This is a genomic window from Paracoccus ferrooxidans, from assembly GCF_029909815.1.
Lineage (GTDB): Bacteria > Pseudomonadota > Alphaproteobacteria > Rhodobacterales > Rhodobacteraceae > Paracoccus > Paracoccus versutus.
Genome location: NZ_CP038198.1, coordinates 2,185,777 through 2,205,071, shown reverse-complemented (window position 1 = coordinate 2,205,071; position 19,295 = coordinate 2,185,777). Strand labels below are relative to the sequence as shown.

Below are 19,295 nucleotides of genomic sequence, written 5' to 3'. Positions count from 1 at the left end.
TCATCCGGGGAGGAGTTGGTTCATGGGATATCGTGAGATCTATTCCGCCTGGCAGGCAGATCCCGAGGGTTTCTGGATGCAGGCGGCCGGGGCGATCGACTGGGAGCGCGAGCCCTCGAAGGCGCTTTTCGACGACAAGGCCCCGATCTACGAATGGTTCTCGGACGGGATGGTCAACACCTGCTGGAACGCGGTGGACCGCCATGTCCTGGCCGGCCGCGGCGACCAGGTCGCCATCCAGCACGAAAGCCCGATCACGCTGTCGTCCAAGGGCATCACCTACAAGCAATTGCAGGATCGCGTCGCCTCGCTGGCCGGGGCGCTGCGCATGCGCGGTGTCGAAAAGGGCGACCGCGTCATCATCTACATGCCGATGATCCCCGAGGCGCTGGAGGCGATGCTGGCCTGCGCCCGGCTGGGCGCCATCCATTCCGTGGTCTTCGGCGGCTTTGCGGCGAACGAGCTGGCGGTGCGCATCGACGATTGCCAGCCCAAGGCGATCATCGCCGCCTCCTGCGGGCTCGAGCCGAACCGGGTCGTCCATTACAAGCCGCTGCTCGACGCCGCCATCGACATGGCCCAGCACAAGCCCGAGTTCTGCGTGATCTTCCAGCGCGAGCAGGAGGTGGCCAAGCTGGTCGAGGGCCGCGACTTCAACTGGCACGGCTTCCAATACGGCGTGAAGCCCGCCGAATGCGTCCCGGTCGAGGGCAACCACCCAGCCTATATCCTTTATACCTCGGGGACCACCGGCCAGCCCAAGGGCGTGGTGCGCCATACCGCCGGCCATCTGGTGGCGCTGCAATGGTCGATGACCAACATCTACAACATCGCCGCCGGCGACCGTTTCTGGGCCGCCTCGGACGTGGGCTGGGTCGTCGGGCACAGCTATATCTGCTACGGCCCCCTGATCGCCGGCGCGACCACCGTGGTCTTCGAGGGCAAGCCGGTCGGCACCCCGCATCCGGGCGTCTTCTGGCGCATCATCCAGAACCACCGCATCAAGAGCTTCTTCACCGCGCCCACCGCCCTGCGCGCCATCCGCCGCGAGGATCCCGAGGGCGAATGGATCCGCCGCTACAAGTTGCACGACCTGCAAGCCCTGTTCCTGGCCGGCGAGCGCGCCGACCCCGACACGGTGAAATGGGCGCAGGAACATCTGGGCGTGCCGGTGGTCGATCACTGGTGGCAGACCGAGACCGGCTGGGCCATCGCCGCCAATCCCATCGGCATCGAGACCCTGCCGACCAAGCTCGGCAGCCCGTCGGTGCCGATGCCCGGCTATGACGTGCAGGTGCTGGACGAGGCCGGCCACCCGGTGCCCGCAGGCACGCTGGGCGCCATCGCGGTCAAGCTGCCCCTGCCGCCCGGCACGCTGCCGGGGCTGTGGAATGCCGAAATCCGCTTTCGCAAGTCCTATCTCGACCATTTCCCCGGCTATTACGAGACCGGCGATGCCGGCTATATCGACGAGGAGGGCTATCTCTACATCATGGCGCGCACCGACGACGTGATCAACGTCGCCGGCCACCGGCTGTCGACCGGCGCCATGGAAGAGGTGCTGGCCAGCCATCCTGCCGTCGCCGAATGCGCGGTGATCGGCGTGGCTGACAGCCTCAAGGGCCAGTCGCCCGTCGGCTTCCTGTGCCTCAAGGCCGGGGTCGCGACGCCGCATGAGCAGGTGGTGCGCGAGGTGGTCAAGCTGGTGCGCGACAAGATCGGCCCGGTCGCGGCCTTCAAGTCGGCCTGCGTGGTGGACCGGCTGCCCAAGACCCGCTCGGGCAAGATCCTGCGCGCCACCATGGCCAAGATCGCCGATGGCGAGCCCTTCAAGACCCCCGCCACCATCGACGACCCGGCGATCCTGGACGAGATCCGCGAGGCGCTGGCAGGGATCGGCTATCCCGAAGCCGCCAAGGCGGGCTAGACCCCGCCCGGCGGCACTGTCGCATGGGTATTTGTGCAACGGAGAAAGACCACAGGCGGCGCCCCATCCGGCGCCGCCTGCGTTTCTTTCGTGCATAAGCATCCTCGGGGGTCCGGGGGCAGACAGCCCCCGGCTTCTGCGCGGTTTCAGTCGATCTGCGCACCGAGGCCGCGCATCAGCGGCAGGAAATCCGGGAAGGAGGTGGCGATCGGGCCGCCGTCGTCCACCGTGATCGGCTGCTCGGAGGCAAGGCCCGCGACCAGGAAGGACATGGCGATGCGGTGGTCGAGATGCGTGGCGCAGGTGGCGCCGCCCGTCAGCCCGCCCTTGCCATGGACGGTCATGGTGTCCGGGGTGGTCTCGACAGCCGCGCCATTGGCGACAAGGCCGGTGGCCATGGCCTCGATCCGGTCGCTTTCCTTGACGCGCAATTCGTGGACGCCCTGCATGACGGTCGTGCCCTCGGCAAAGCAGGCGATGACCGAGAGGATCGGGAATTCGTCGATCATGCTGGCGGCGCGTTCGGGCGGCACGGTCACGCCCTTCAGCGGGCCATGGCGGACGACGAGGTCGGCGACCGGCTCGCCGCCCTCTTCGCGCTGGTTCTGGAAGCTGATGTCGGCGCCCATTTCCAGCAAGGTGACATAGAGCCCGTCGCGGGTCGGGTTGCGGCTGACGCCGGGGACGCGGATCTGCGAGCCGGGCACGATCAGCGCCGCCGCCACCGGAAAGGCGGCGCTGGACGGGTCGCGCGGCACCGCCACCGGCTGCGGCTTCAGTTCCGGCCGGCCTTGCAGGGTGATGACATGGCCTTCATCCGTCGTCTCGCTGCGGATGCTGGCGCCGAAGCCCGCGAGCATGCGTTCGGTATGGTCGCGGGTCGGTTCGGATTCGACCACCACCGTCTCGCCCGGTGCGTTCAGGCCGGCCAGCAGCACCGCCGACTTGATCTGGGCGCTGGCGACCGGGGTCTTGTAGCGCACCGGCACCGGATCGGCCGCGCCCCTGATGGTCAGGGGCAGGCGCTTGCCTTCGCGGGCCGTCACCTGAGCGCCGAACAGCTCCAGCGGGTCGGTGACGCGGCCCATCGGCCGGCGCGACAGGCTGGCGTCGCCGGTAAAGGTGGCGGTGATCGGCGTCGTCGCCATGGCGCCCATGATCAGCCGCACGCCGGTGCCGGAATTGCCGCAGTCGATCACGCCCTCGGGCTCGGCGAAGCCGCCGACGCCGACGCCCATCACCCGCCATTCCCCCTCGCCCAGGCGTTCGACCTGCGCGCCGAAGGCCCGCATCGCCGAGGCCGTGTCCAGCACGTCCTGGCCCTCCAGCAGCCCGGTGATATGGGTCTCGCCCACCGCCAGCGCGCCCAGGATCAGCGCGCGGTGGCTGATCGACTTGTCGCCCGGCACCTTGGCCTCGCCGGCCAGGGGGCCCGAGCGGCGGGCGGTCATCGGCAGCGGTTCGGCGGAATGTGACATGAAGGCCCCCTGGTGCGTGTCGCGCAAGGTGATAGCGGTCACGGGCGGGGGTTGCAATCAGCCCTTGCGGCGGAAAGTGACGTAATGCGGCGCCCGCCCCTCGCGCAGGGCCTTTTGCTCATAGCGGGTGCTGGGCCAGTCGTCCCAGGGCTCAGGCTCCTCGGCGATCAGTTCGAAACCGGCCTGCGGCACCTCTTCCAGCGTCTGGCGAACGTAATCGGGGATGTCGGTCGCGACGCGGAACTCGGCGCCCGGCCGCATGACGCGGGCCAGCGGGATCAGATGCTCGGGCGTGACGAAGCGGCGGCGGTGGTGGCGCGCCTTGGGCCAGGGGTCGGGATAGTTCAGGAAGGCGCGCGAGATCGAGGCATCGGGCAGCACGTCCATCAGGTCGCGCGCATCGCCGGGGTGCACGCTGACATTGCTGACGCCCGCCGCGCGGATCTTGCCCAGGAGCATGGCGACGCCGTTGATGAAGGGCTCGCAGCCGATGATGCCGATTTCGGGATAGCGGGCGGCCATGTGGACCATGTGCTCGCCGCCGCCGAAGCCGACCTCCAGCCAGACCGGGCGGTCGTCGCCGAAGATCGCCGCCGGGTCGATGGGCTTGCGCTCGGGGTTGTCCTGGACGGTGATGCCGCGCGGGCGCAGGCTGCCCAGATCCTCGGACAGGTAGCCCTTTTGCGACTGGCGCAGGGTCTTGCCGTGGCGGCGGCCATAGAAATTGCGGCGCGGCGGGGTCGGGTCGAATTCGCTCATGCTTGGTCCAGCCGGTCCGGTCACTCGGCGGCGAGGCGCGAGATCACCACCGTCACCTCGGGCTTCTTGCCGATCTCCTCCATCGAGACCTGGCGGGTGATCTTGCGGATCGCCTCTTCCAGGCGGTCGTCGTCCATCACCGTGCGGTCGTCGGCGCGTTCCAGGAACTCGGCCAGCTCGCTTTCGATATTGCGGGCCAGCGGCACGCCGGCGCGGCCCAGTTCCGGCAGGCCGGACAGTTCCACCCAGGCGTCGGGCAGGGGCGTGTCGTCCTCGTCGATGATGACCGAGACCATGGCATGGCCGTTCAGCGCCATGCGGATGCGGTCGCGCACCACACCGTCCATGGCGCCGATCAGCACCGTGCCGTCCAGGTAAAGCCGGCCGGTGTCGATCTGGTCCACCACCCGCGGCACCGGGCCGGTCAGGTCCAGCATGGTGCCGTTGGTCGCCACCGCCGCGGGAATGCCGCGCGCCTGCGCCAGCTTGGCATGTTCGCGCAGGTGCATATGCTCGCCATGCATCGGGATAACGATCTGCGGCTTCAACAGATCGTGGACCGCCTCGATGTCCGGGCGGTTGGCATGGCCCGAGACGTGATAGGTGCCGTCGTCCCCGTCATAGAGGTCCACGCCCATTTCCGACAGCGCGTTCATGATGCGGATCACCCCGCGCTCGTTTCCGGGGATCGTGCGCGAGCTGAAGAGGAAGCTGTCCCCCTCTTTCAGCTCGATCCCCAGGTAGCGGCCGCGCGACAGCTGGGCGCTGGCAGCGCGGCGTTCGCCCTGGCTGCCGGTCACGATCAGCATCACCTTGTCGCGCGGCAGTTCCGAGGCCTCCTCGGGGCCGATCACCGGCGGGAAATTGGTCAGGATGCCGGTCTCGACCCCGACCGTCACCATACGCCGCATGGCGCGGCCGAGCAGGCAGATCTTGCGGCCGGCGGCAAGGCCGGCCTCGGCCAGGGTCTTGAGGCGGGCGATGTTGCTGGCGAAGGTCGTCGCCACCACCATCTGCCGCTGCGCCATGACGAAATCCAGAAGCGGATTGGCCAGCACCGCCTCGGACCGGCCGGGATGGGGGGAAAAGACATTGGTGGAATCGCAGGTCAGAACCTTGACCCCCTGCCCTTCGCCCGCGATGTCGTGCCACAGGATCGGGTCGAAGGGCTCGCCCACCACCGGGGTGCCGTCCAGCTTGAAATCGCCGGTATGCACGATGCGGCCCGCCGGCGTGTCGATGATCAGCGCCGAGCTTTCCGGGATCGAATGGCTGACGGGGACGAATTGCACCCGGAAGGGACCGGCCGTCACCACCGCGGGGCGCGGGGCGTGGATATGCAGCTGGTCGACGGGCTGGCCGGCCTCTTCCAGCTTCAGCCGCGCCAGCGCGCCGGTGAAGCGGCGGCAATGCACCGGCTTTTGCAGCTTGGGCCACAACAGGCCAAGCGCGCCGACGTGATCCTCGTGCCCGTGGGTGATGAAGATGGCGTCGATGCGGTCGCGGTTCTGCTCCAGCCAGGCGACATCGGCCATGATCAGGTCGATGCCCGGCGCAGAATCCATGTCGCCGAAGGTCACGCCCAGGTCGACGACGATCAGCCGCTCGCGCCCCGGCTGGCCGTAGCCGTAGACATAGGCGTTCATGCCGATTTCGCCCGCGCCGCCCAGCGGCAGATAGATCAGGCGCTCAGCCATTGCCCATCTCCTTGTTGTAATCATGGATCAGGCGCAGGCCGTGCATGGTCAAATCGTCCTCGATCGCGTCGAACAAATCAAATCCCTGGTCGAACAGCGGTGCAAGCCCGCCCGTTGCTATAACCTTCATCGGCCGCCCGCGTTCCTCGCGGATCTTGTCCACCACGCCCTGCACCAGGCCGATATAGCCCCAGTAGATGCCGGACTGGATGCAGGCCACCGTATTGGTGCCGATCACCTTGGGCGGCATGGTCACATCGACATGCGGCAGGCTGGCCGCGCCCATGTGCAGCGCCTCGAGCGACAGGTTCACCCCCGGCGCGATGACGCCGCCCACATAGGCGCCGTCGGTATCCACCACGTCGAAGGTCGTCGCGGTGCCGAAATCGACCACGATCAGGTCCGGCCCGTGCCGCTCATAGGCGCCCCAGGTGTTCACCAGCCGGTCGGGGCCGACCACGGTGCCGAAATCCACCCGCGGCGCCACCGGCAGCAGGCAGTCCGGCTTGCCCACCACCAGCGGACGGGTGTCGAAATAGCGGTTGCACAGCACGCGCAGGTTGAACACCACCCGCGGCGCGGTCGAGCTGATGATGCAGGCGTCGATGTTCAGTTCCAGCTTCTGCAGGGAAATCAGCGTGGACAGCCAGACGAAATATTCGTCCGCCGTGCGCCGGTGGTCGGTCGAGATGCGCCAGAGGCCGACGAATTTCTCGCCGTCCCAGACGGAAAAGACCGTGTTGGTGTTGCCGGTGTCGATGCAAAGCAGCATGGCGATCAGCCTCCGAAATAGACTTCGGCGGCGGGGATGACCTGCCGCCCCGCCGGACCGCGCAGGACCAGCGCGCCGCTGTCGTCGATGCCCTCGAAGATGCCGCGGCTTTCGGTCGCGCCGGTGCGGGCGATGATCGGCTCGCCCAGCCGGGCGGCGCGGGCCAGCCAGGCGTTGCGGATCGGGGCGAAGCCATAGGCGTCCAGCTGCGCCTGCCAGCGCGCGAAGGCCGGGGCCAGCAGGTCCAGGAATTCCTCGGGATCGACGGCGTGGCCGGTCTCGCCCTGCACGGAAACCGGCGGGGTCGCGCCGAGTTCGACCGCGCCGGCATCGGGCGCCGCCGCCAGGTTGACGCCGATGCCCACCGCCACCGCCTGCACCCCCGGACCCGAGCCCGAGCTTTCCAGCAGGATGCCCGCCACCTTGCCGCCGTTCAGCAGCACGTCGTTGGGCCACTTGATCGCCAGCCGCGCGGCCGGCCCGCAGGCCAGGCCAAGCGCATCGTAAAGCGCCAGCGCCGCGACGAAGGACAGCTGCGCCGCCGCCATCGGCCCGCCCTGCGGGCGCAGGACCAGCGTGCCGGCGAAATTCCCCGCCGGCATGACCCATTCGCGCCCGCGACGGCCACGGCCCGCGAATTGCTCGCGGGCCAGCACCCAGGCGGGACCGGAAAGGCCGGGCGCCAGCTTCAGCGCCTCGGCATTGGTGCTGTCGGTGCGGGCCAGCACATGGCGAGCCACGCCCTCGGGCCAGGCGTCACTCACCTTGCGCGGGCTCGGCTTGCAGGGTCTCGGCGGGCTGTTCGACAGCGGCGACCGGGCCGACCAGGGTCTCGGCGGCACGGCCGGCGGCGGCATCGACGCCGAACATGCTGATCGCGCCCACCAGCATGGCCAGGGCCGGCAGCATCAGCGCCAGGTATTGCACCGCGCCCATGCGCGAACTCATCCCCTCGGATTCGCCGCCGAAATACATGTAATAGACGATGCGCAGGTAATAGAAGGCGCCGATGACCGAGGCGATGACGCCCAGCACCGCCAGCCAGCCCATGCCGGCATCGACCGCCGCCGTCAGCACGCCGAACTTGGCAAAGAAGCCCAGCGTCGGGGGCACGCCCGCCAAGCTGAACATCAGCACCAGCATGGCCAGCGCCTTGACCGGATCGGTCCAGGCGAACCGGTTCAGCGAAGCGAGGTCGGTGACTGGCACGCCGTCACGCTCCATCGACAGGATGAAGGCGAAGGTGCCGATGTTCATCACCGCATAGATGGTCATGTAGAGCAGCATGGTCTGCACGCCGATGGCGGTGCCGGCGGCCAGGCCGACCAGGGCAAAGCCCATATGCGCGATCGAGGAATAGGCCATCAGCCGCTTGATGTTGGTCTGGCCGATCCCGGCGATCGAGCCCAGGAACATCGACATCACCGCCAGCGCCGCGACGATCTGGCTCCAGTCGCCGATGACATGGCCGAAGGCGTCGAAGACCAGCCGCGCGATCAGCGCCATGGCCGCGACCTTGGGCGCGGTGGCGAAGAAGGCCGTCACCGGCGTGGGCGAACCCTCGTAGACATCGGGCGTCCACATGTGGAAGGGCACGGCCGAGACCTTGAAGCTCAGGCCGACCAGCATGAACACCAGCCCGAACAGCACGCCCAGGGACAGATGCCCGCCCTGGATGGTCGAGACGATGCCCTCGAACCCGGTGGTGCCGGCAAAGCCGTAGACCAGCGAGGCGCCATAGAGCAGCAGGCCCGAGGAAAGCGAGCCGAGGACGAAATACTTCAGCCCCGCCTCGGACGAGCGCACCGAGTCGCGGCGCATGGCGGCGACGACGTAAAGCGCCAGCGATTGCAGCTCCAGCCCCATGTAGAGCGTCAGCAGGTCGCCTGCCGAGACCATGAACATCATGCCCAGCACCGCCAGCGCCACGATGATCGGGAACTCGAAGCGCAGCATGTTGCGGCGCTGCATGTAATCGGCGCTCATCGCCAGCACGGCGGCGGCGGCGACCAGCGTCACCACCTTGGCAAAGCGCGAGAAGCCGTCGTCGATGAACATGCCGTGGAAGGCGGTGCCGTCGGCATGGCTGCCCAGGCCCACCATCGCCGCGACAAGCAGGAAGGCCGCGACCGTGACCCAAAGCAGCGTCCGGGCCAGCCTGTCCTTGCCGAGATAGGCCCCCGCCATCAGGGCGGCAAGGGCGTAGCCGGCCAGCACCACCTCGGGCAGAATGGTCGAGAAATCGAGCGAGGTCATGTCCGTCCCCTAGTGGCTGGCTTGGGCCGTGGCGACGGGTGCCGCCGGCTGGCTCTGGTTGTAGTCTTGGACGAGCGCTGCGACCGCCGGGCCGGTCACGTCGGTGACGAACCGCGGATAGACGCCCAGGATCAGCGTCATCGCGATCAGCGGAATGAACACCCAGCGCTCGCGCGGGGTCATGTCGGTGATCGACTTGAGGCTTTCCTTGATCAGCTGGCCCAGCGTCACCCGGCGATAAAGCCAGAGCGCATAGGCCGCCGACAGGATCACCCCCGAGGTCGCGACCAGCGCCACCCAGGTATCGACCCGGAAGACACCCATCAGCGTCAGGAACTCGCCCACGAAACCCGAGGTGCCGGGCAGGCCCACGTTCGCCATGGTGAAGAACATGAACACCGCCGCATAGGCCGGCATCCGGTTCACCAGCCCGCCATAGGCGTCGATTTCCCGCGTGTGCATGCGGTCGTAGATCACGCCGACGCAAAGGAACAGCGCGCCCGAGATGAAGCCGTGCGACAGCATCTGGAAGATCGCGCCGTCGACGCCGATCTGGTTCGCGGCAAAGACGCCCATGGTCACGTAGCCCATGTGGGCGACCGAGGAATAGGCGATGACCTTCTTCATGTCCGACTGCGCCAGCGCCACCAGCGAGGTGTAGACGATGGCGATGGCCGACAGCCAGAAGACATAGGGCTGGGCCACGCCGCTGGCGACCGGGAACATCGGCAGGCTGAAGCGCAGGAAGCCGTAGCCGCCCATCTTCAGCAGCACCGCGGCCAGCAGGACCGAGCCGGCGGTCGGCGCCTGCACGTGCGCGTCGGGCAGCCAGGTATGGACCGGCCACATCGGCATCTTGACCGCGAAGCTGGCAAAGAAGGCCAGGAACAGCAGCATCTGCATGCCGCCGACCACCGTCATGCCCAGCAGGCGGAAGTTGTCCGACGGGAAGTCGAAGGTCAGCAGCGTCGGGATGTCGGTGGTGCCCGCCATGCGATACATGGCGATCATCGCGACCAGCATCAGCACCGAGCCGAGGAAGGTGTAGAGGAAGAACTTGAAGGACGCGTAGATGCGGTCCTTGCCGCCCCAGATGCCGATGATCAGGAACATCGGGATCAGCCCCGCCTCGAAGAACAGGTAGAACAGCACCAGGTCGAGCGCGGTGAAGACGCCGATCATCAGCCCTTCCAGCACCAGGAAGGCGATCATGTATTCCTTGACCTTGTCCTCGACCTGCCAGGTCGAAAGGATGGTCAGCGGCATCATGAAGGTGGTCAGCAGCACGAACAGCACCGAGATCCCGTCCACGCCCATCTTGTAGCGCAGGCCCATGATCCAGGCGTGATCCTCGACGAACTGGAAGCCGGTGTTCGCCGGGTCGAAGCGGAACAGCACGAAAAGCGAGATCACGAAGGTCGCCGTCGTGGTCAGCAGCGCCAGCCACTTGGCGTTGCGCGCCGCGGCCTCGTCCTGGCCGCGCAGGAACAGCGCCATGATGATGGCGGCGACGATCGGCAGGAAGGTGATGATGGAAAGAAGGTTCGTCATGTCAGTGCGCGCCCCGCATCATCACCCAGATCAGCAAGCCCACGATGCCCAGAACCATCGCGAAGGCGTAGTGGAACAGATAGCCCGATTGCACCCGGACCGCCGCGCGGGTCAGCCGCGGGATCAACCCCATGGCCACCCCGTTGATGGTGCCGTCGATGACGGCGCCGTCGCCGCCCTTCCACAGCACGCGGCCAAGCCATTTCGCCGGCCGGACGAAGATGAAGTCGTAGATCTCGTCGAAATACCATTTGTTGAGCAGGAACTGATACAGCGCCGGCTGCTGCGCCGCCAGCCGCTTGGGCAGCGACGGGTTGGCGATATAGAAGGTCCAGGCGGTGATCAGCCCCAGAACCATGGCGATGAAGGGCGAGACCTTGACCCAGGCCGGCGCATGATGCGCCTCGTCCATGATGTGGTTGTCGGGATGCATGTAGATCGCACCGCCGACCGGAGCGGCAACCTCGGCATGGGCGGCCTCGGCGGCGGGCTCGCCCTCGGCGGCCGTATCGGCAGCGGGGGCCTCGGTAGTCGCGTGTTCCGCGGCCTCCTCGCCCTCGGCGGCCTCATGCTGCGCGCCGGCGATGTGGAAATATTCCGTGACCTTGTGGTGGTCGCCGAAGAAGGGACCATACCAGACCATGCCGGCAAAGACCGCGCCCACGGCCAGCACGCCCAGCGGGATGGTCATGACCGGCGGGCTTTCATGCGCATGGTCATGGGCATGATGGTCGCCGCGCGGCTTGCCGTAGAAGGTCAGGAAGATCAGCCGCCAGCTATAGAAGCTGGTAAAGCAGGCCGCGATGACCAGAAGCCAGAAGGCATAGCCGCTGCCCGCATAGGCGCTTTCGATGATCGCGTCCTTGGACAGGAAGCCGGCGAAGCCCAGATGGGTCAGCGGGATGCCGACGCCGGTGATGGCGAAGGTGCCGATCATCATCGCCCAGAAGGTCAGCGGGATCTTTTTGCGCAGCGCGCCATAGTTCCGCATGTCCTGTTCATGGTGCATGGCATGGATCACCGAGCCCGCGCCCAGGAACAGCATGGCTTTGAAGAAGGCGTGGGTCAGCAGGTGGAACATCGCCGCCGAATAGACGCCGACGCCCGCCGCCACGAACATGTAGCCCAGCTGCGAGCAGGTCGAATAGGCGATAACGCGCTTGATGTCGTTCTGCACCAGGCCCACGGTCGCGGCGAAGAAGGCGGTGGTGGCGCCGATGATGACGATGAAGTTCTTGGCGTCCGGCGCGAATTCGTAAAGCGGCGACATGCGGCAGACCAGGAACACGCCCGCCGTGACCATGGTCGCGGCGTGGATCAGCGCCGAAACCGGGGTCGGGCCTTCCATCGCGTCCGGCAGCCAGGTGTGCAGCAGAAGCTGCGCCGACTTGCCCATGGCGCCGACGAACAGCAGGAAACCCAGCAGGTTCGCCGCGTTCCAGTCGCGCCACAGGAAATGCATGTCGGTCTGCGCAAGCTGGGGCACCTGGCGGAAGATCTCGTCGAACTGGACCGAGCCGGTCAGCCAGTAAAGGCCGAAGATGCCCAGCAGGAAGCCAAAGTCGCCGACGCGGTTGACGATGAACGCCTTCATCGCCGCGGCATTGGCGCTGGCCTTCTTGTAGTAGAAGCCGATCAGCAGGTAGGAGGCGACGCCCACGCCCTCCCAGCCGAAGAACATCTGCAGCAGGTTGTCCGCCGTCACCAGCATCAGCATGGCGAAGGTGAAGAACGAGAGATAGGCGAAGAAGCGCGCCTTGTAATGCTCGTCATGCGTCCAGTTGTCGTCATGGGCCATGTAGCCCAGCGAATACATGTGGACGAGCGCCGAGACCGTCGTCACCACGATCAGCATGATCGCGGTCAGCCGGTCCATGCGGATGGCCCATTCGGCATGGAAGTCGCCGGTCACGACCCAGTCCAGCACCGGGATGTGCCGCGGCACGCCGTCGAAGGACAAGAACAGATACCAGCTGATCAGGCAGCTGAGGAACAGCACGCCCGTGGTCAGGTATTGCGCGGCCTTCTCGCCGATCGCGCGCCAGCCCAGCCCGGCGATCAGCGACGCGATGAGCGGCGCGAAGAGGACGAATTTTTCCATGCTCGCTTATCCCTTCATCACGTTGACGTCTTCCACCGCGATGGTGCCGCGGTTGCGGAAGAAGACCACCAGGATCGCCAGACCGATGGCGGCCTCGGCGGCGGCGACGGTCAGCACGAACATGGTGAAGACCTGCCCGGCCAGGTCGCCCAGATGGGTCGAGAAGGCGACGAAGTTGATGTTCACCGCCAGGAGCATCAGCTCGATCGACATCAGGATGACGATGACGTTCTTTCGGTTCACGAAGATCCCGAAAATGCCGGTGACGAACAATATCGCCCCCACAACAAGATAATGAGTCAATCCGATCATCGTCCTGGTCCCTCCGGGTCGTTCACCCGTTGAAATATCCGTTTGCTACTGGGACCGCAGCAGCGATCCCGATGGCTGTCGCGGTTCGACTTGCCGCGTTCAAAGCCCCTGCCCCGGCTTGACGTCCTTCAGCTCCATCGTCTTGGCCGGGTCGCGCCACATCTGCTCCAGCACGTTCTGGCGCTTGACGTCCTTGCGGTGGCGCATGGTCAGCACGATCGCCCCGATCATCGCCACCAGCAGCACCAGCCCGGCCAGCTGGAACATCAGCACATAGCGGTCATACAGCACCAGGCCCAGGCCGAAGGTGTTCTCGACCGCCGAGTCCACCGGCGCGGCGCGCAGGCTTTCCGCCTGGTCCGAGGGCGTCCAGCCCGAAAAGGCGATGCCCAGCTGCGCCAGCAGCACGACGCCGATCACCAGCGCCAGCGGCAGGTAGCGCGCAAGCTCGCCCTTCAGCTCGGCGAAATCCACGTCCAGCATCATGACGACGAACAGGAACAGCACCGCCACCGCGCCGACATAGACCACGACCAGCAGCATGGCGACGAATTCCGCGCCCTGCAGCACGAACAGCCCCGCCGCGGACAGGAAGGCCAGGATCAGCCACAGCACCGAATGCACCGGGTTGCGTCCGATCACGACCATGAAGCCCGCGACGCAGGCGCTGATCGCGAACAGGTAGAAAGCGAAGGTCATCATTCCTCGTCCTCCTCGGCATAGACGCTCTGGGCGATTTCCAGCGCCTTCTGCATCGCGGGCAGCCCGCCGAACATGCTCATCTGAAAGATCGTCTCGGCGATCTCGCGTTTGGTGGCGCCGGCCGCCAGCGCCTGGCGCACGGTCATGCGCAGCTGCGGCTCGGCCAGCGCGCCCTGGACGGTGATCGCGCCGATGGTGAGAAGCAGGCGCGTCTTGGCGTCCAGCCCCTCGCGGTTGAAGGTCTTGCCGAACCACATTTCCAGCATGTCGGCGGGAATCGTCGGCACCAGCTTTTCCATGGCGCGCATGTCGAAATGCTCGAGCGCCGGGTTGAAGGCGCGCGCCATCTCCTGCCCCGAGGTCATCATCTGTGCGAAAAGCTTGGTGAAGGCATCGGTCATCGGTAGGGCGCGTCCAGCTGCAGGTTGCGGGCGATCTCGGCCTCCCAGCGTTCGCCGTTCGCAAGCAGCTTCTGCTTGTCGTAGAACAGTTCCTCGCGGGTTTCGGTCGCGTATTCGAAGTTCGGCCCCTCGACGATGGCATCGACCGGGCAGGCTTCCTGGCAGAAGCCGCAATAGATGCACTTGGTCATGTCGATGTCGTAGCGCGTGGTGCGGCGCGAGCCGTCCTCGCGCGGTTCGGCGTCGATGGTGATGGCCTGGGCCGGGCAGACCGCCTCGCACAGCTTGCAGGCGATGCAGCGTTCCTCGCCGTTGGGATAGCGGCGCAGCGCGTGTTCGCCGCGGAAGCGCGGCGACAGCGGGCCCTTTTCGTGGGGATAGTTCAGCGTCGGCTTGGGCGAGACGAAATAGCGCATTCCCAGGCCGAAGCCCTTGATGAAATCCCACATCAGGAAATACTTGGTGGCACGGGCGAAATCGAAGGCCATCAGAACTGCTCCCCTTCCCGCGGCGCCGCGAAACGGTCGAACGCGGCGATATAGTCGCGGATGCGGGCGCTGTCCCGCGCTTGTTCCGCACTGTCCAGATTGTTGGCGAGGAAATGCGCCAGCTCCACCTTGTCGGTCTCACTGGCTTTGGCAAATGCCTCGGCTAGCTTGTTGGAATACATGGCTTATCCTCCGACCGTGAAGCGGGCCCAAAAGCTGCCCAGCACTTCGTAGCGCGCCAGGATCGCCACCAGCACCACCCAGCCCAGCGACAGGGGCAGGAACACCTTCCAGCCGATCCGCATCAGCTGGTCGTAGCGATAGCGGGGCACGATCGCCTTGACCATGGCGAACATGTAGAACCAGAACCACATCTTGATGACCATCCACCACCAGCCGTCGGCGATGAACGGCACCGGCGACAGCCAGCCGCCGAAGAACAGCAGCGACAAGAGCGCGCACATCAGATACATGGCGATATATTCGCCCGCCATGAACAGCAGGTAGGGCGTGGACGAATATTCGGTCATGAAGCCCGCGACCAGTTCGGATTCCGCCTCGACCAGGTCGAAGGGCGGGCGGTTGCACTCGGCCAGGGCCGAGACGAAGAACAGCACCACCATCGGCAGGTGCGGCAGCCAGTACCAGTTCAGCAGGCCATAATCGCCGCGCTGCGCCTCGACGATGGCGGTCAGGTTCATCGAGCCGGTCGAGATGATGACCCCGATGATGATCAAGCCCAGCGACACCTCGTAGGAGATCATCTGCGCCGCCGAACGCAGCGAGGCGAGGAACGGGTATTTCGAGTTCGAGGCCCAGCCGCCCATGATGACGCCGTAGACTTCCAGCGAGGAGGCGGCAAAGATGAACAGGATGCCCACGTTGATGTTCGCCATCACCCAGCCCTCGTCGAAGGGGATGACGACGAAGGCGAACAGCGCCAGCATCATCGACAGGAAGGGCGCCAGGAAATAGACGAACTTGTCGGCGCCGGCCGGGACGACGATTTCCTTGACGATATATTTCAGCGCGTCGGCAAAGGTCTGCAACAGGCCCCAGGGACCGACCACGTTCGGGCCGCGGCGCATCTGCACCGCCGCCCAGATCTTGCGGTCGCCATAGACCATGAAGATCAGCGAGCCCATGACGAAGGCGATGACCGCCAGACCCTGCAAGAGCAGGCTGAGTGCGAAACCGTAGGGCGAGGCCCAGAATTCAGCCATGATCTTTCGTCCCTCTCATCACGCCGCGGGAATGCCGCGTGCCTTGCATTCCTGCAAGGTCTGTTTCGTTGTCATCACCGTCAGGCCCATCGGTTTTCTTTCGGAAAGCGTGAAGACCGAGCCGACGACCATCTTCCCGCCCCGCTTGTCGCGAAGCGTGCGGATGTGGCGGGCATAGGGCGCCCCTTTCGCATCGGCCCAGCTGGCCAGCGCGCATGTGGCATAGGCGAAGGCGGTGTCGGCGTCCACCCCGCCGCGCAGGTTTGCCGTCACTTCCACCAGGCTGTCCGTGCCCTTGCGCGAACCGGCCAGCGAGGCGACCTGCGCCCCCTGGAAATCCCGCGGATCGGCCTCGAAACTGGTGGGCAGGTTCAGCCGCAGCGGCCGCGTGCGCGCCGCGAATTCGGCCAGCGCCTTTTCCTGGGCCGTGGGCTCGCGCTTGCGCACCGGCGCCATGTCCGGCAGGCCCGACAGGTCCAGGTCCAGATTCGCGTTCAGCGCCATCAGGTCGGCCTCGGTCACGGCAAAGGCGTCGCGGCCCTCGGGGCTGTCCAGCGCCATTTCGCTGACCGAGCCGTCGGGCTCCAGGATCAGGATCTCGCCCGACTTGGTCGAGATCCGGCCCCTGGTCAGCACCTTCTTGTCTGGGGCGCCTGCGTCGCTTTGCAGCACCGCGACGCCCAGCTCGGCCGGCTTGGGCTGCGGGCGCGCGTCCTTGGTCGCGCCGCAGCCGGCCAGCAGCGCCAGGGCGCCGGTCGCGGCCAGCAGGGCAAGACGGACCCGCATCGCGCTCACTCCGCCGCCAGCGCCGGGGCCCTGCGGGCCGCGGCCATGGCCGAAAGCTCGCCCATCAGCGGCGATGAGCGGGCGATGGGGTTGGTCAGGTAGAAATCCTTGACCGCATAGCGGAAGCTCGCCTGCCCCAGGTCAAAGCGGTCGAGCGGCTGCCATTCGTTCTGCGGCACCTGGTCGATCTGCGCCAGATGCGGCACGGCCTCGACCAGCTTGCGGCGCAGCCCAGCCAGGCTGTCCCAGGGCTGGGTCTTGCCCAGTTCGGCCGAAAGCGCGCGCAGGATCGCCCAGTTCTCTTTGCCCTCGCCCGGCGCGAAATTGGCCCGCATGGCCAGCTGCGGCCGGCCTTCGGTGTTCACGAACAGCCCGCTTTCCTCGGTATAGCAGGCGCCGGGCAGGATGATGTCGGCGCGATGCGCGCCGCGGTCGCCATGGCTGCCCTGATAGATCACCAGCGGCCCGGCAGCGATGTCCACCTCGTCCGCGCCGAGGTTGTAGATCACCTCGGCCCCTTCGATGGCGGCCAGCAGCCCGCCCTCGGTCACGGCGCCGACGTCCATCGCGCCGACGCGGCCGGCGGCGGTGTGCAGCACCAGAAGCTTGCTGTCGCCGCGCTCGCAGATGCGCATGGCATGGGCCAGCACCGCCTCGCCATCCGCCTCGCGCAGGGCGCCCTGGCCGACGATGACGATGCCGGGGGTGCCGTCCTTGTTCGACAGGTCCTCGTCCGCCAGCTTGGCCAGCGCAGCGCGGTCGTTGCCGAAATGGTGGTAGTCATAGGTCAGGTCCGCCGGCTCGCCGATCAGCGCCACCTGCGCGCCATGCGCCCAGGCCTTGCGGATGCGGGCGTTCAGCACCGGCGCCTCGTCGCGCGGGTTGGTCCCGATCAGCAGGATGCGCTTGGCATGGTCGATGTCCTCGATCCGCGCCGTGCCGACATAGGCCGAGCGGTTGCCGATGGGCAGCCGGGCGCCGTCGGTGCGGCATTCGACGCGACCGCCCAGCCCCTCGACCAGCTGCTTGAGGCTGAAGGCGGCTTCGGCCGGGACCAGGTCGCCGATCAGCCCCGCCACTTTCTTGCCCTTCATCGCCTGGGCGGCGGCCTCTAGCGCCTCGGGCCAGCTGGCCGGGCGCAGGCGGCCGTTCTCGCGGATATAGGGCCGGTCGAGGCGCTGGCGGCGCAGCCCGTCCCAGACGAAGCGGGTCTTGTCGCTGATCCACTCCTCGTTCACGCCGTCATGGTTGCGCGGCAGGATGCGCATGACCTCGCGGCCCTTGGTGTCGACGCGGATGCTGGACCCCAGCGCATCCATCACGTCGATGGATTCGGTCTTGGTCAGCTCCCAGGGCCGGGCGGTGAAGGCATAGGGTTTGGAGACCAGCGCGCCGACCGGGCACAGGTCGATGATATTGCCCTGCATGTTCGATTCCAGCGTCTGGTTCAGATAGCTGGTGATCTCGCTGTCCTCGCCGCGGCCGGTCTGGCCCATCTGGGTGATGCCGGCGACCTCGGTGGTGAAGCGCACACAGCGGGTGCAGGAGATGCAGCGCGTCATATGCGTCTCGACCAGCGGGCCGAGGTTCAGGTCCTCGGAGGCGCGCTTCGGCTCGCGGTAGCGGCTGAAATCCACGCCATAGGCCATGGCCTGGTCCTGCAGGTCGCATTCGCCGCCCTGGTCGCAGATCGGGCAGTCCAGGGGATGGTTGATCAGCAGGAACTCCATCACCCCCTCGCGGGCCTTCTTGACCATGGGGCTGTTGGTGCGGATCTCCGAGGGCGCGCCCTCGGGACCGGGGCGCAAGTCCTTGACCTGCATGGCGCAGGAGGCGGCGGGCTTGGGCGGGCCGCCCACCACTTCGACCAGGCACATGCGACAGTTGCCGGCGATCGACAGCCGCTCGTGATAGCAGAAACGCGGCACCTCGATCCCGGCCAGTTCGCAGGCCTGGATCAGGGTCATGTTGGGATCGACCTCGATAATCACGTCGTCGATCTTGATCTTGCGAAGATCCGCCATCTTGTCTTCCCTTATCCCTCGCGCCCGGAAACCGCGCCGGAACGATCTCCGGCAGGTTTTGCGCGATGTAAATGCTGGCCGAAGGCTGGCCCGGTTTGCTGTGGCCCTGTCGATCCCATCCGTCCCGGCGTCATGGCTGCGCCTCCTGCACGGGAACGGTCGCGCGGGCGCCATCCTGCCCCGGATGCGGCGCGCGCTCGGCGGCAAAGCCGTCGGCGGCGATCATCGCCGCCGCTGCCGCCGCCATCAGGGCGATGCCGATCCGGTTCATCCACGTCTTCATTTCGCCACCAAAAGGCTGCCGATTACGGTATTGCGCGCGATCTCCTGCCGGCCGACGCGGCAAAAGCTCTCGGGGTCTTCTGCCTTGGCGCCCTGGCGGGCCAGATAGTCCTCGGCCACGGCATAGATGCGCGCCTTGTCCGCCTTGCTGTCCAGGAAGGCGTCGATCTGCGCGCGGGAATAGCCCTTGGTCTCGGCATAGCGCTTGAGCTTGCGCGCCTCGCCATAGGCATAAAGGATGCGGCCGTCGATGCTGGGGCAGGTGCGGCGGATGCGGTCGGCGATGCGCGCGGCGATCAGCCGGTCGTTGATGTATTTCTCCTGGGCCAGCGGCTCCAGCGCGGCTGCGGGTGTGGCAAGCGTCGCGGCGATCAGAACGGCGGGGATCAGCTTCATGGCAATAGCCTCCTTGTCATGGCCTTTTGCCATAACATGCGGCCGCCCCGAAGGTTCGGCACCAAGCCGTGAGGGCGCCGTGATCCGGCCCCACCGGCGCGCGCGCAGGCGCGGGCTTTCCCCCTGGGGGGGCCGCCATG

General features: G+C 66.7%; 19 protein-coding genes. 1 reads left to right on the top strand and 18 read right to left on the bottom strand.

Going from position 1 to position 19,295, the window contains the following annotated elements:
• Positions 1 to 22 precede the first annotated feature (22 nt).
• Entirely contained in the window at positions 23 to 1,927 is a 1,905-nt protein-coding gene (locus E3U26_RS11045) for a propionyl-CoA synthetase (protein WP_499104845.1), read from the top strand.
• Between the two features lie 146 nt (positions 1,928 to 2,073).
• Here the strand turns inward: E3U26_RS11045 and aroA are convergent, their stop codons facing one another.
• The 18 genes from aroA to E3U26_RS10955 all read right to left on the bottom strand — a co-directional run bounded on the left by aroA (position 2,074) and on the right by E3U26_RS10955 (position 19,155).
• A complete protein-coding gene (gene aroA, locus E3U26_RS11040; RefSeq protein WP_243783671.1) occupies positions 2,074 to 3,405 on the bottom strand; it encodes a 3-phosphoshikimate 1-carboxyvinyltransferase in 1,332 nt (443 codons plus the stop codon).
• 57 nt (positions 3,406 to 3,462) lie between these two features.
• Complete coding sequence (gene trmB, locus E3U26_RS11035) at positions 3,463 to 4,164, bottom strand: tRNA (guanine(46)-N(7))-methyltransferase TrmB (protein ID WP_499104844.1); 702 nt, start codon at positions 4,162 to 4,164, stop codon at positions 3,463 to 3,465.
• 20 nt (positions 4,165 to 4,184) lie between these two features.
• The gene (locus E3U26_RS11030) at positions 4,185 to 5,861 is read right to left on the bottom strand and encodes a ribonuclease J (RefSeq protein ID WP_072460967.1); all 1,677 of its coding nucleotides are present in this window, start codon (positions 5,859 to 5,861) and stop codon (positions 4,185 to 4,187) included.
• Positions 5,854 to 6,633, bottom strand: a complete 780-nt coding sequence (locus E3U26_RS11025; protein WP_036751375.1) for a type III pantothenate kinase — start codon at positions 6,631 to 6,633, stop codon at positions 5,854 to 5,856. The genes E3U26_RS11030 and E3U26_RS11025 overlap by 8 nt, the downstream gene beginning before the upstream one ends.
• A gap of 5 nt (positions 6,634 to 6,638) precedes the next feature.
• Positions 6,639 to 7,397 (bottom strand): biotin--[acetyl-CoA-carboxylase] ligase, encoded by a 759-nt coding sequence (locus E3U26_RS11020; RefSeq protein WP_499104843.1) that lies wholly within the window; start codon positions 7,395 to 7,397, stop codon positions 6,639 to 6,641.
• Positions 7,390 to 8,889 (bottom strand): NADH-quinone oxidoreductase subunit NuoN, encoded by a 1,500-nt coding sequence (nuoN, locus tag E3U26_RS11015; RefSeq protein ID WP_114534816.1) that lies wholly within the window; start codon positions 8,887 to 8,889, stop codon positions 7,390 to 7,392. Before nuoN ends, E3U26_RS11020 begins: the two co-directional genes overlap by 8 nt.
• A gap of 9 nt (positions 8,890 to 8,898) precedes the next feature.
• Positions 8,899 to 10,440 (bottom strand): NADH-quinone oxidoreductase subunit M, encoded by a 1,542-nt coding sequence (locus E3U26_RS11010; protein WP_036751381.1) that lies wholly within the window; start codon positions 10,438 to 10,440, stop codon positions 8,899 to 8,901.
• Position 10,441: 1 nt separating this feature from the next.
• Positions 10,442 to 12,541 carry an NADH-quinone oxidoreductase subunit L gene (gene nuoL, locus E3U26_RS11005; protein ID WP_036751383.1) on the bottom strand — a complete coding sequence of 700 codons (2,100 nt, stop codon included), beginning with the start codon at positions 12,539 to 12,541 and terminating at the stop codon, positions 10,442 to 10,444.
• A gap of 6 nt (positions 12,542 to 12,547) precedes the next feature.
• Positions 12,548 to 12,853 (bottom strand): NADH-quinone oxidoreductase subunit NuoK, encoded by a 306-nt coding sequence (gene nuoK / locus E3U26_RS11000; RefSeq protein WP_010392916.1) that lies wholly within the window; start codon positions 12,851 to 12,853, stop codon positions 12,548 to 12,550.
• Positions 12,854 to 12,952: 99 nt separating this feature from the next.
• A complete protein-coding gene (locus tag E3U26_RS10995; protein WP_036751385.1) occupies positions 12,953 to 13,555 on the bottom strand; it encodes an NADH-quinone oxidoreductase subunit J in 603 nt (200 codons plus the stop codon).
• On the bottom strand, positions 13,552 to 13,956 hold the full coding sequence (locus E3U26_RS10990; protein ID WP_072460970.1) for a carboxymuconolactone decarboxylase family protein: 405 nt from the start codon (positions 13,954 to 13,956) through the stop codon (positions 13,552 to 13,554). The genes E3U26_RS10995 and E3U26_RS10990 overlap by 4 nt, the downstream gene beginning before the upstream one ends.
• Complete coding sequence (gene nuoI, locus E3U26_RS10985) at positions 13,953 to 14,444, bottom strand: NADH-quinone oxidoreductase subunit NuoI (protein ID WP_011748524.1); 492 nt, start codon at positions 14,442 to 14,444, stop codon at positions 13,953 to 13,955. The genes E3U26_RS10990 and nuoI overlap by 4 nt, the downstream gene beginning before the upstream one ends.
• Positions 14,444 to 14,626, bottom strand: coding sequence for a hypothetical protein (locus E3U26_RS10980; protein ID WP_499104840.1), 183 nt, complete (start codon positions 14,624 to 14,626; stop codon positions 14,444 to 14,446). The genes nuoI and E3U26_RS10980 overlap by 1 nt, the downstream gene beginning before the upstream one ends.
• Positions 14,627 to 14,629: 3 nt before the next feature.
• The gene (nuoH, locus tag E3U26_RS10975; protein ID WP_036751391.1) at positions 14,630 to 15,667 is read right to left on the bottom strand and encodes an NADH-quinone oxidoreductase subunit NuoH; all 1,038 of its coding nucleotides are present in this window, start codon (positions 15,665 to 15,667) and stop codon (positions 14,630 to 14,632) included.
• 18 nt (positions 15,668 to 15,685) lie between these two features.
• Positions 15,686 to 16,453: a YNQ4 family lipoprotein gene (locus E3U26_RS10970; protein WP_036751444.1), complete on the bottom strand. Its 768-nt coding sequence runs from the start codon at positions 16,451 to 16,453 to the stop codon at positions 15,686 to 15,688.
• A 5-nt stretch (positions 16,454 to 16,458) separates the two neighbouring features.
• Complete coding sequence (gene nuoG, locus E3U26_RS10965) at positions 16,459 to 18,477, bottom strand: NADH-quinone oxidoreductase subunit G (protein ID WP_499104839.1); 2,019 nt, start codon at positions 18,475 to 18,477, stop codon at positions 16,459 to 16,461.
• 130 nt (positions 18,478 to 18,607) lie between these two features.
• The gene (locus tag E3U26_RS10960) at positions 18,608 to 18,748 is read right to left on the bottom strand and encodes a hypothetical protein (protein WP_157034059.1); all 141 of its coding nucleotides are present in this window, start codon (positions 18,746 to 18,748) and stop codon (positions 18,608 to 18,610) included.
• A gap of 8 nt (positions 18,749 to 18,756) precedes the next feature.
• Positions 18,757 to 19,155: a DUF5333 domain-containing protein gene (locus E3U26_RS10955; protein ID WP_072460972.1), complete on the bottom strand. Its 399-nt coding sequence runs from the start codon at positions 19,153 to 19,155 to the stop codon at positions 18,757 to 18,759.
• Positions 19,156 to 19,295: the final 140 nt, after the last annotated feature.

Excerpts from the sequence above, each read along its gene's own strand:
- E3U26_RS11045 (WP_499104845.1), top strand. The coding sequence starts at position 23 with ATGGGATATCGTGAGATCTATTCCGCCTGGCAGGCAGATCCCGAGGGT.
- aroA (WP_243783671.1), bottom strand. The coding sequence starts at position 3,405 with ATGTCACATTCCGCCGAACCGCTGCCGATGACCGCCCGCCGCTCGGGC.
- trmB (WP_499104844.1), bottom strand. The coding sequence starts at position 4,164 with ATGAGCGAATTCGACCCGACCCCGCCGCGCCGCAATTTCTATGGCCGC.
- E3U26_RS11030 (WP_072460967.1), bottom strand. The coding sequence starts at position 5,861 with ATGGCTGAGCGCCTGATCTATCTGCCGCTGGGCGGCGCGGGCGAAATC.
- E3U26_RS11025 (WP_036751375.1), bottom strand. The coding sequence starts at position 6,633 with ATGCTGCTTTGCATCGACACCGGCAACACCAACACGGTCTTTTCCGTC.
- nuoN (WP_114534816.1), bottom strand. The coding sequence starts at position 8,889 with ATGACCTCGCTCGATTTCTCGACCATTCTGCCCGAGGTGGTGCTGGCC.
- E3U26_RS11010 (WP_036751381.1), bottom strand. The coding sequence starts at position 10,440 with ATGACGAACCTTCTTTCCATCATCACCTTCCTGCCGATCGTCGCCGCC.
- nuoL (WP_036751383.1), bottom strand. The coding sequence starts at position 12,541 with ATGGAAAAATTCGTCCTCTTCGCGCCGCTCATCGCGTCGCTGATCGCC.
- nuoK (WP_010392916.1), bottom strand. The coding sequence starts at position 12,853 with ATGATCGGATTGACTCATTATCTTGTTGTGGGGGCGATATTGTTCGTC.
- E3U26_RS10995 (WP_036751385.1), bottom strand. The coding sequence starts at position 13,555 with ATGATGACCTTCGCTTTCTACCTGTTCGCGATCAGCGCCTGCGTCGCG.
- E3U26_RS10990 (WP_072460970.1), bottom strand. The coding sequence starts at position 13,956 with ATGACCGATGCCTTCACCAAGCTTTTCGCACAGATGATGACCTCGGGG.
- nuoI (WP_011748524.1), bottom strand. The coding sequence starts at position 14,444 with ATGGCCTTCGATTTCGCCCGTGCCACCAAGTATTTCCTGATGTGGGAT.
- E3U26_RS10980 (WP_499104840.1), bottom strand. The coding sequence starts at position 14,626 with ATGTATTCCAACAAGCTAGCCGAGGCATTTGCCAAAGCCAGTGAGACC.
- nuoH (WP_036751391.1), bottom strand. The coding sequence starts at position 15,667 with ATGGCTGAATTCTGGGCCTCGCCCTACGGTTTCGCACTCAGCCTGCTC.
- E3U26_RS10970 (WP_036751444.1), bottom strand. The coding sequence starts at position 16,453 with ATGCGGGTCCGTCTTGCCCTGCTGGCCGCGACCGGCGCCCTGGCGCTG.
- nuoG (WP_499104839.1), bottom strand. The coding sequence starts at position 18,477 with ATGGCGGATCTTCGCAAGATCAAGATCGACGACGTGATTATCGAGGTC.
- E3U26_RS10960 (WP_157034059.1), bottom strand. The coding sequence starts at position 18,748 with ATGAACCGGATCGGCATCGCCCTGATGGCGGCGGCAGCGGCGGCGATG.
- E3U26_RS10955 (WP_072460972.1), bottom strand. The coding sequence starts at position 19,155 with ATGAAGCTGATCCCCGCCGTTCTGATCGCCGCGACGCTTGCCACACCC.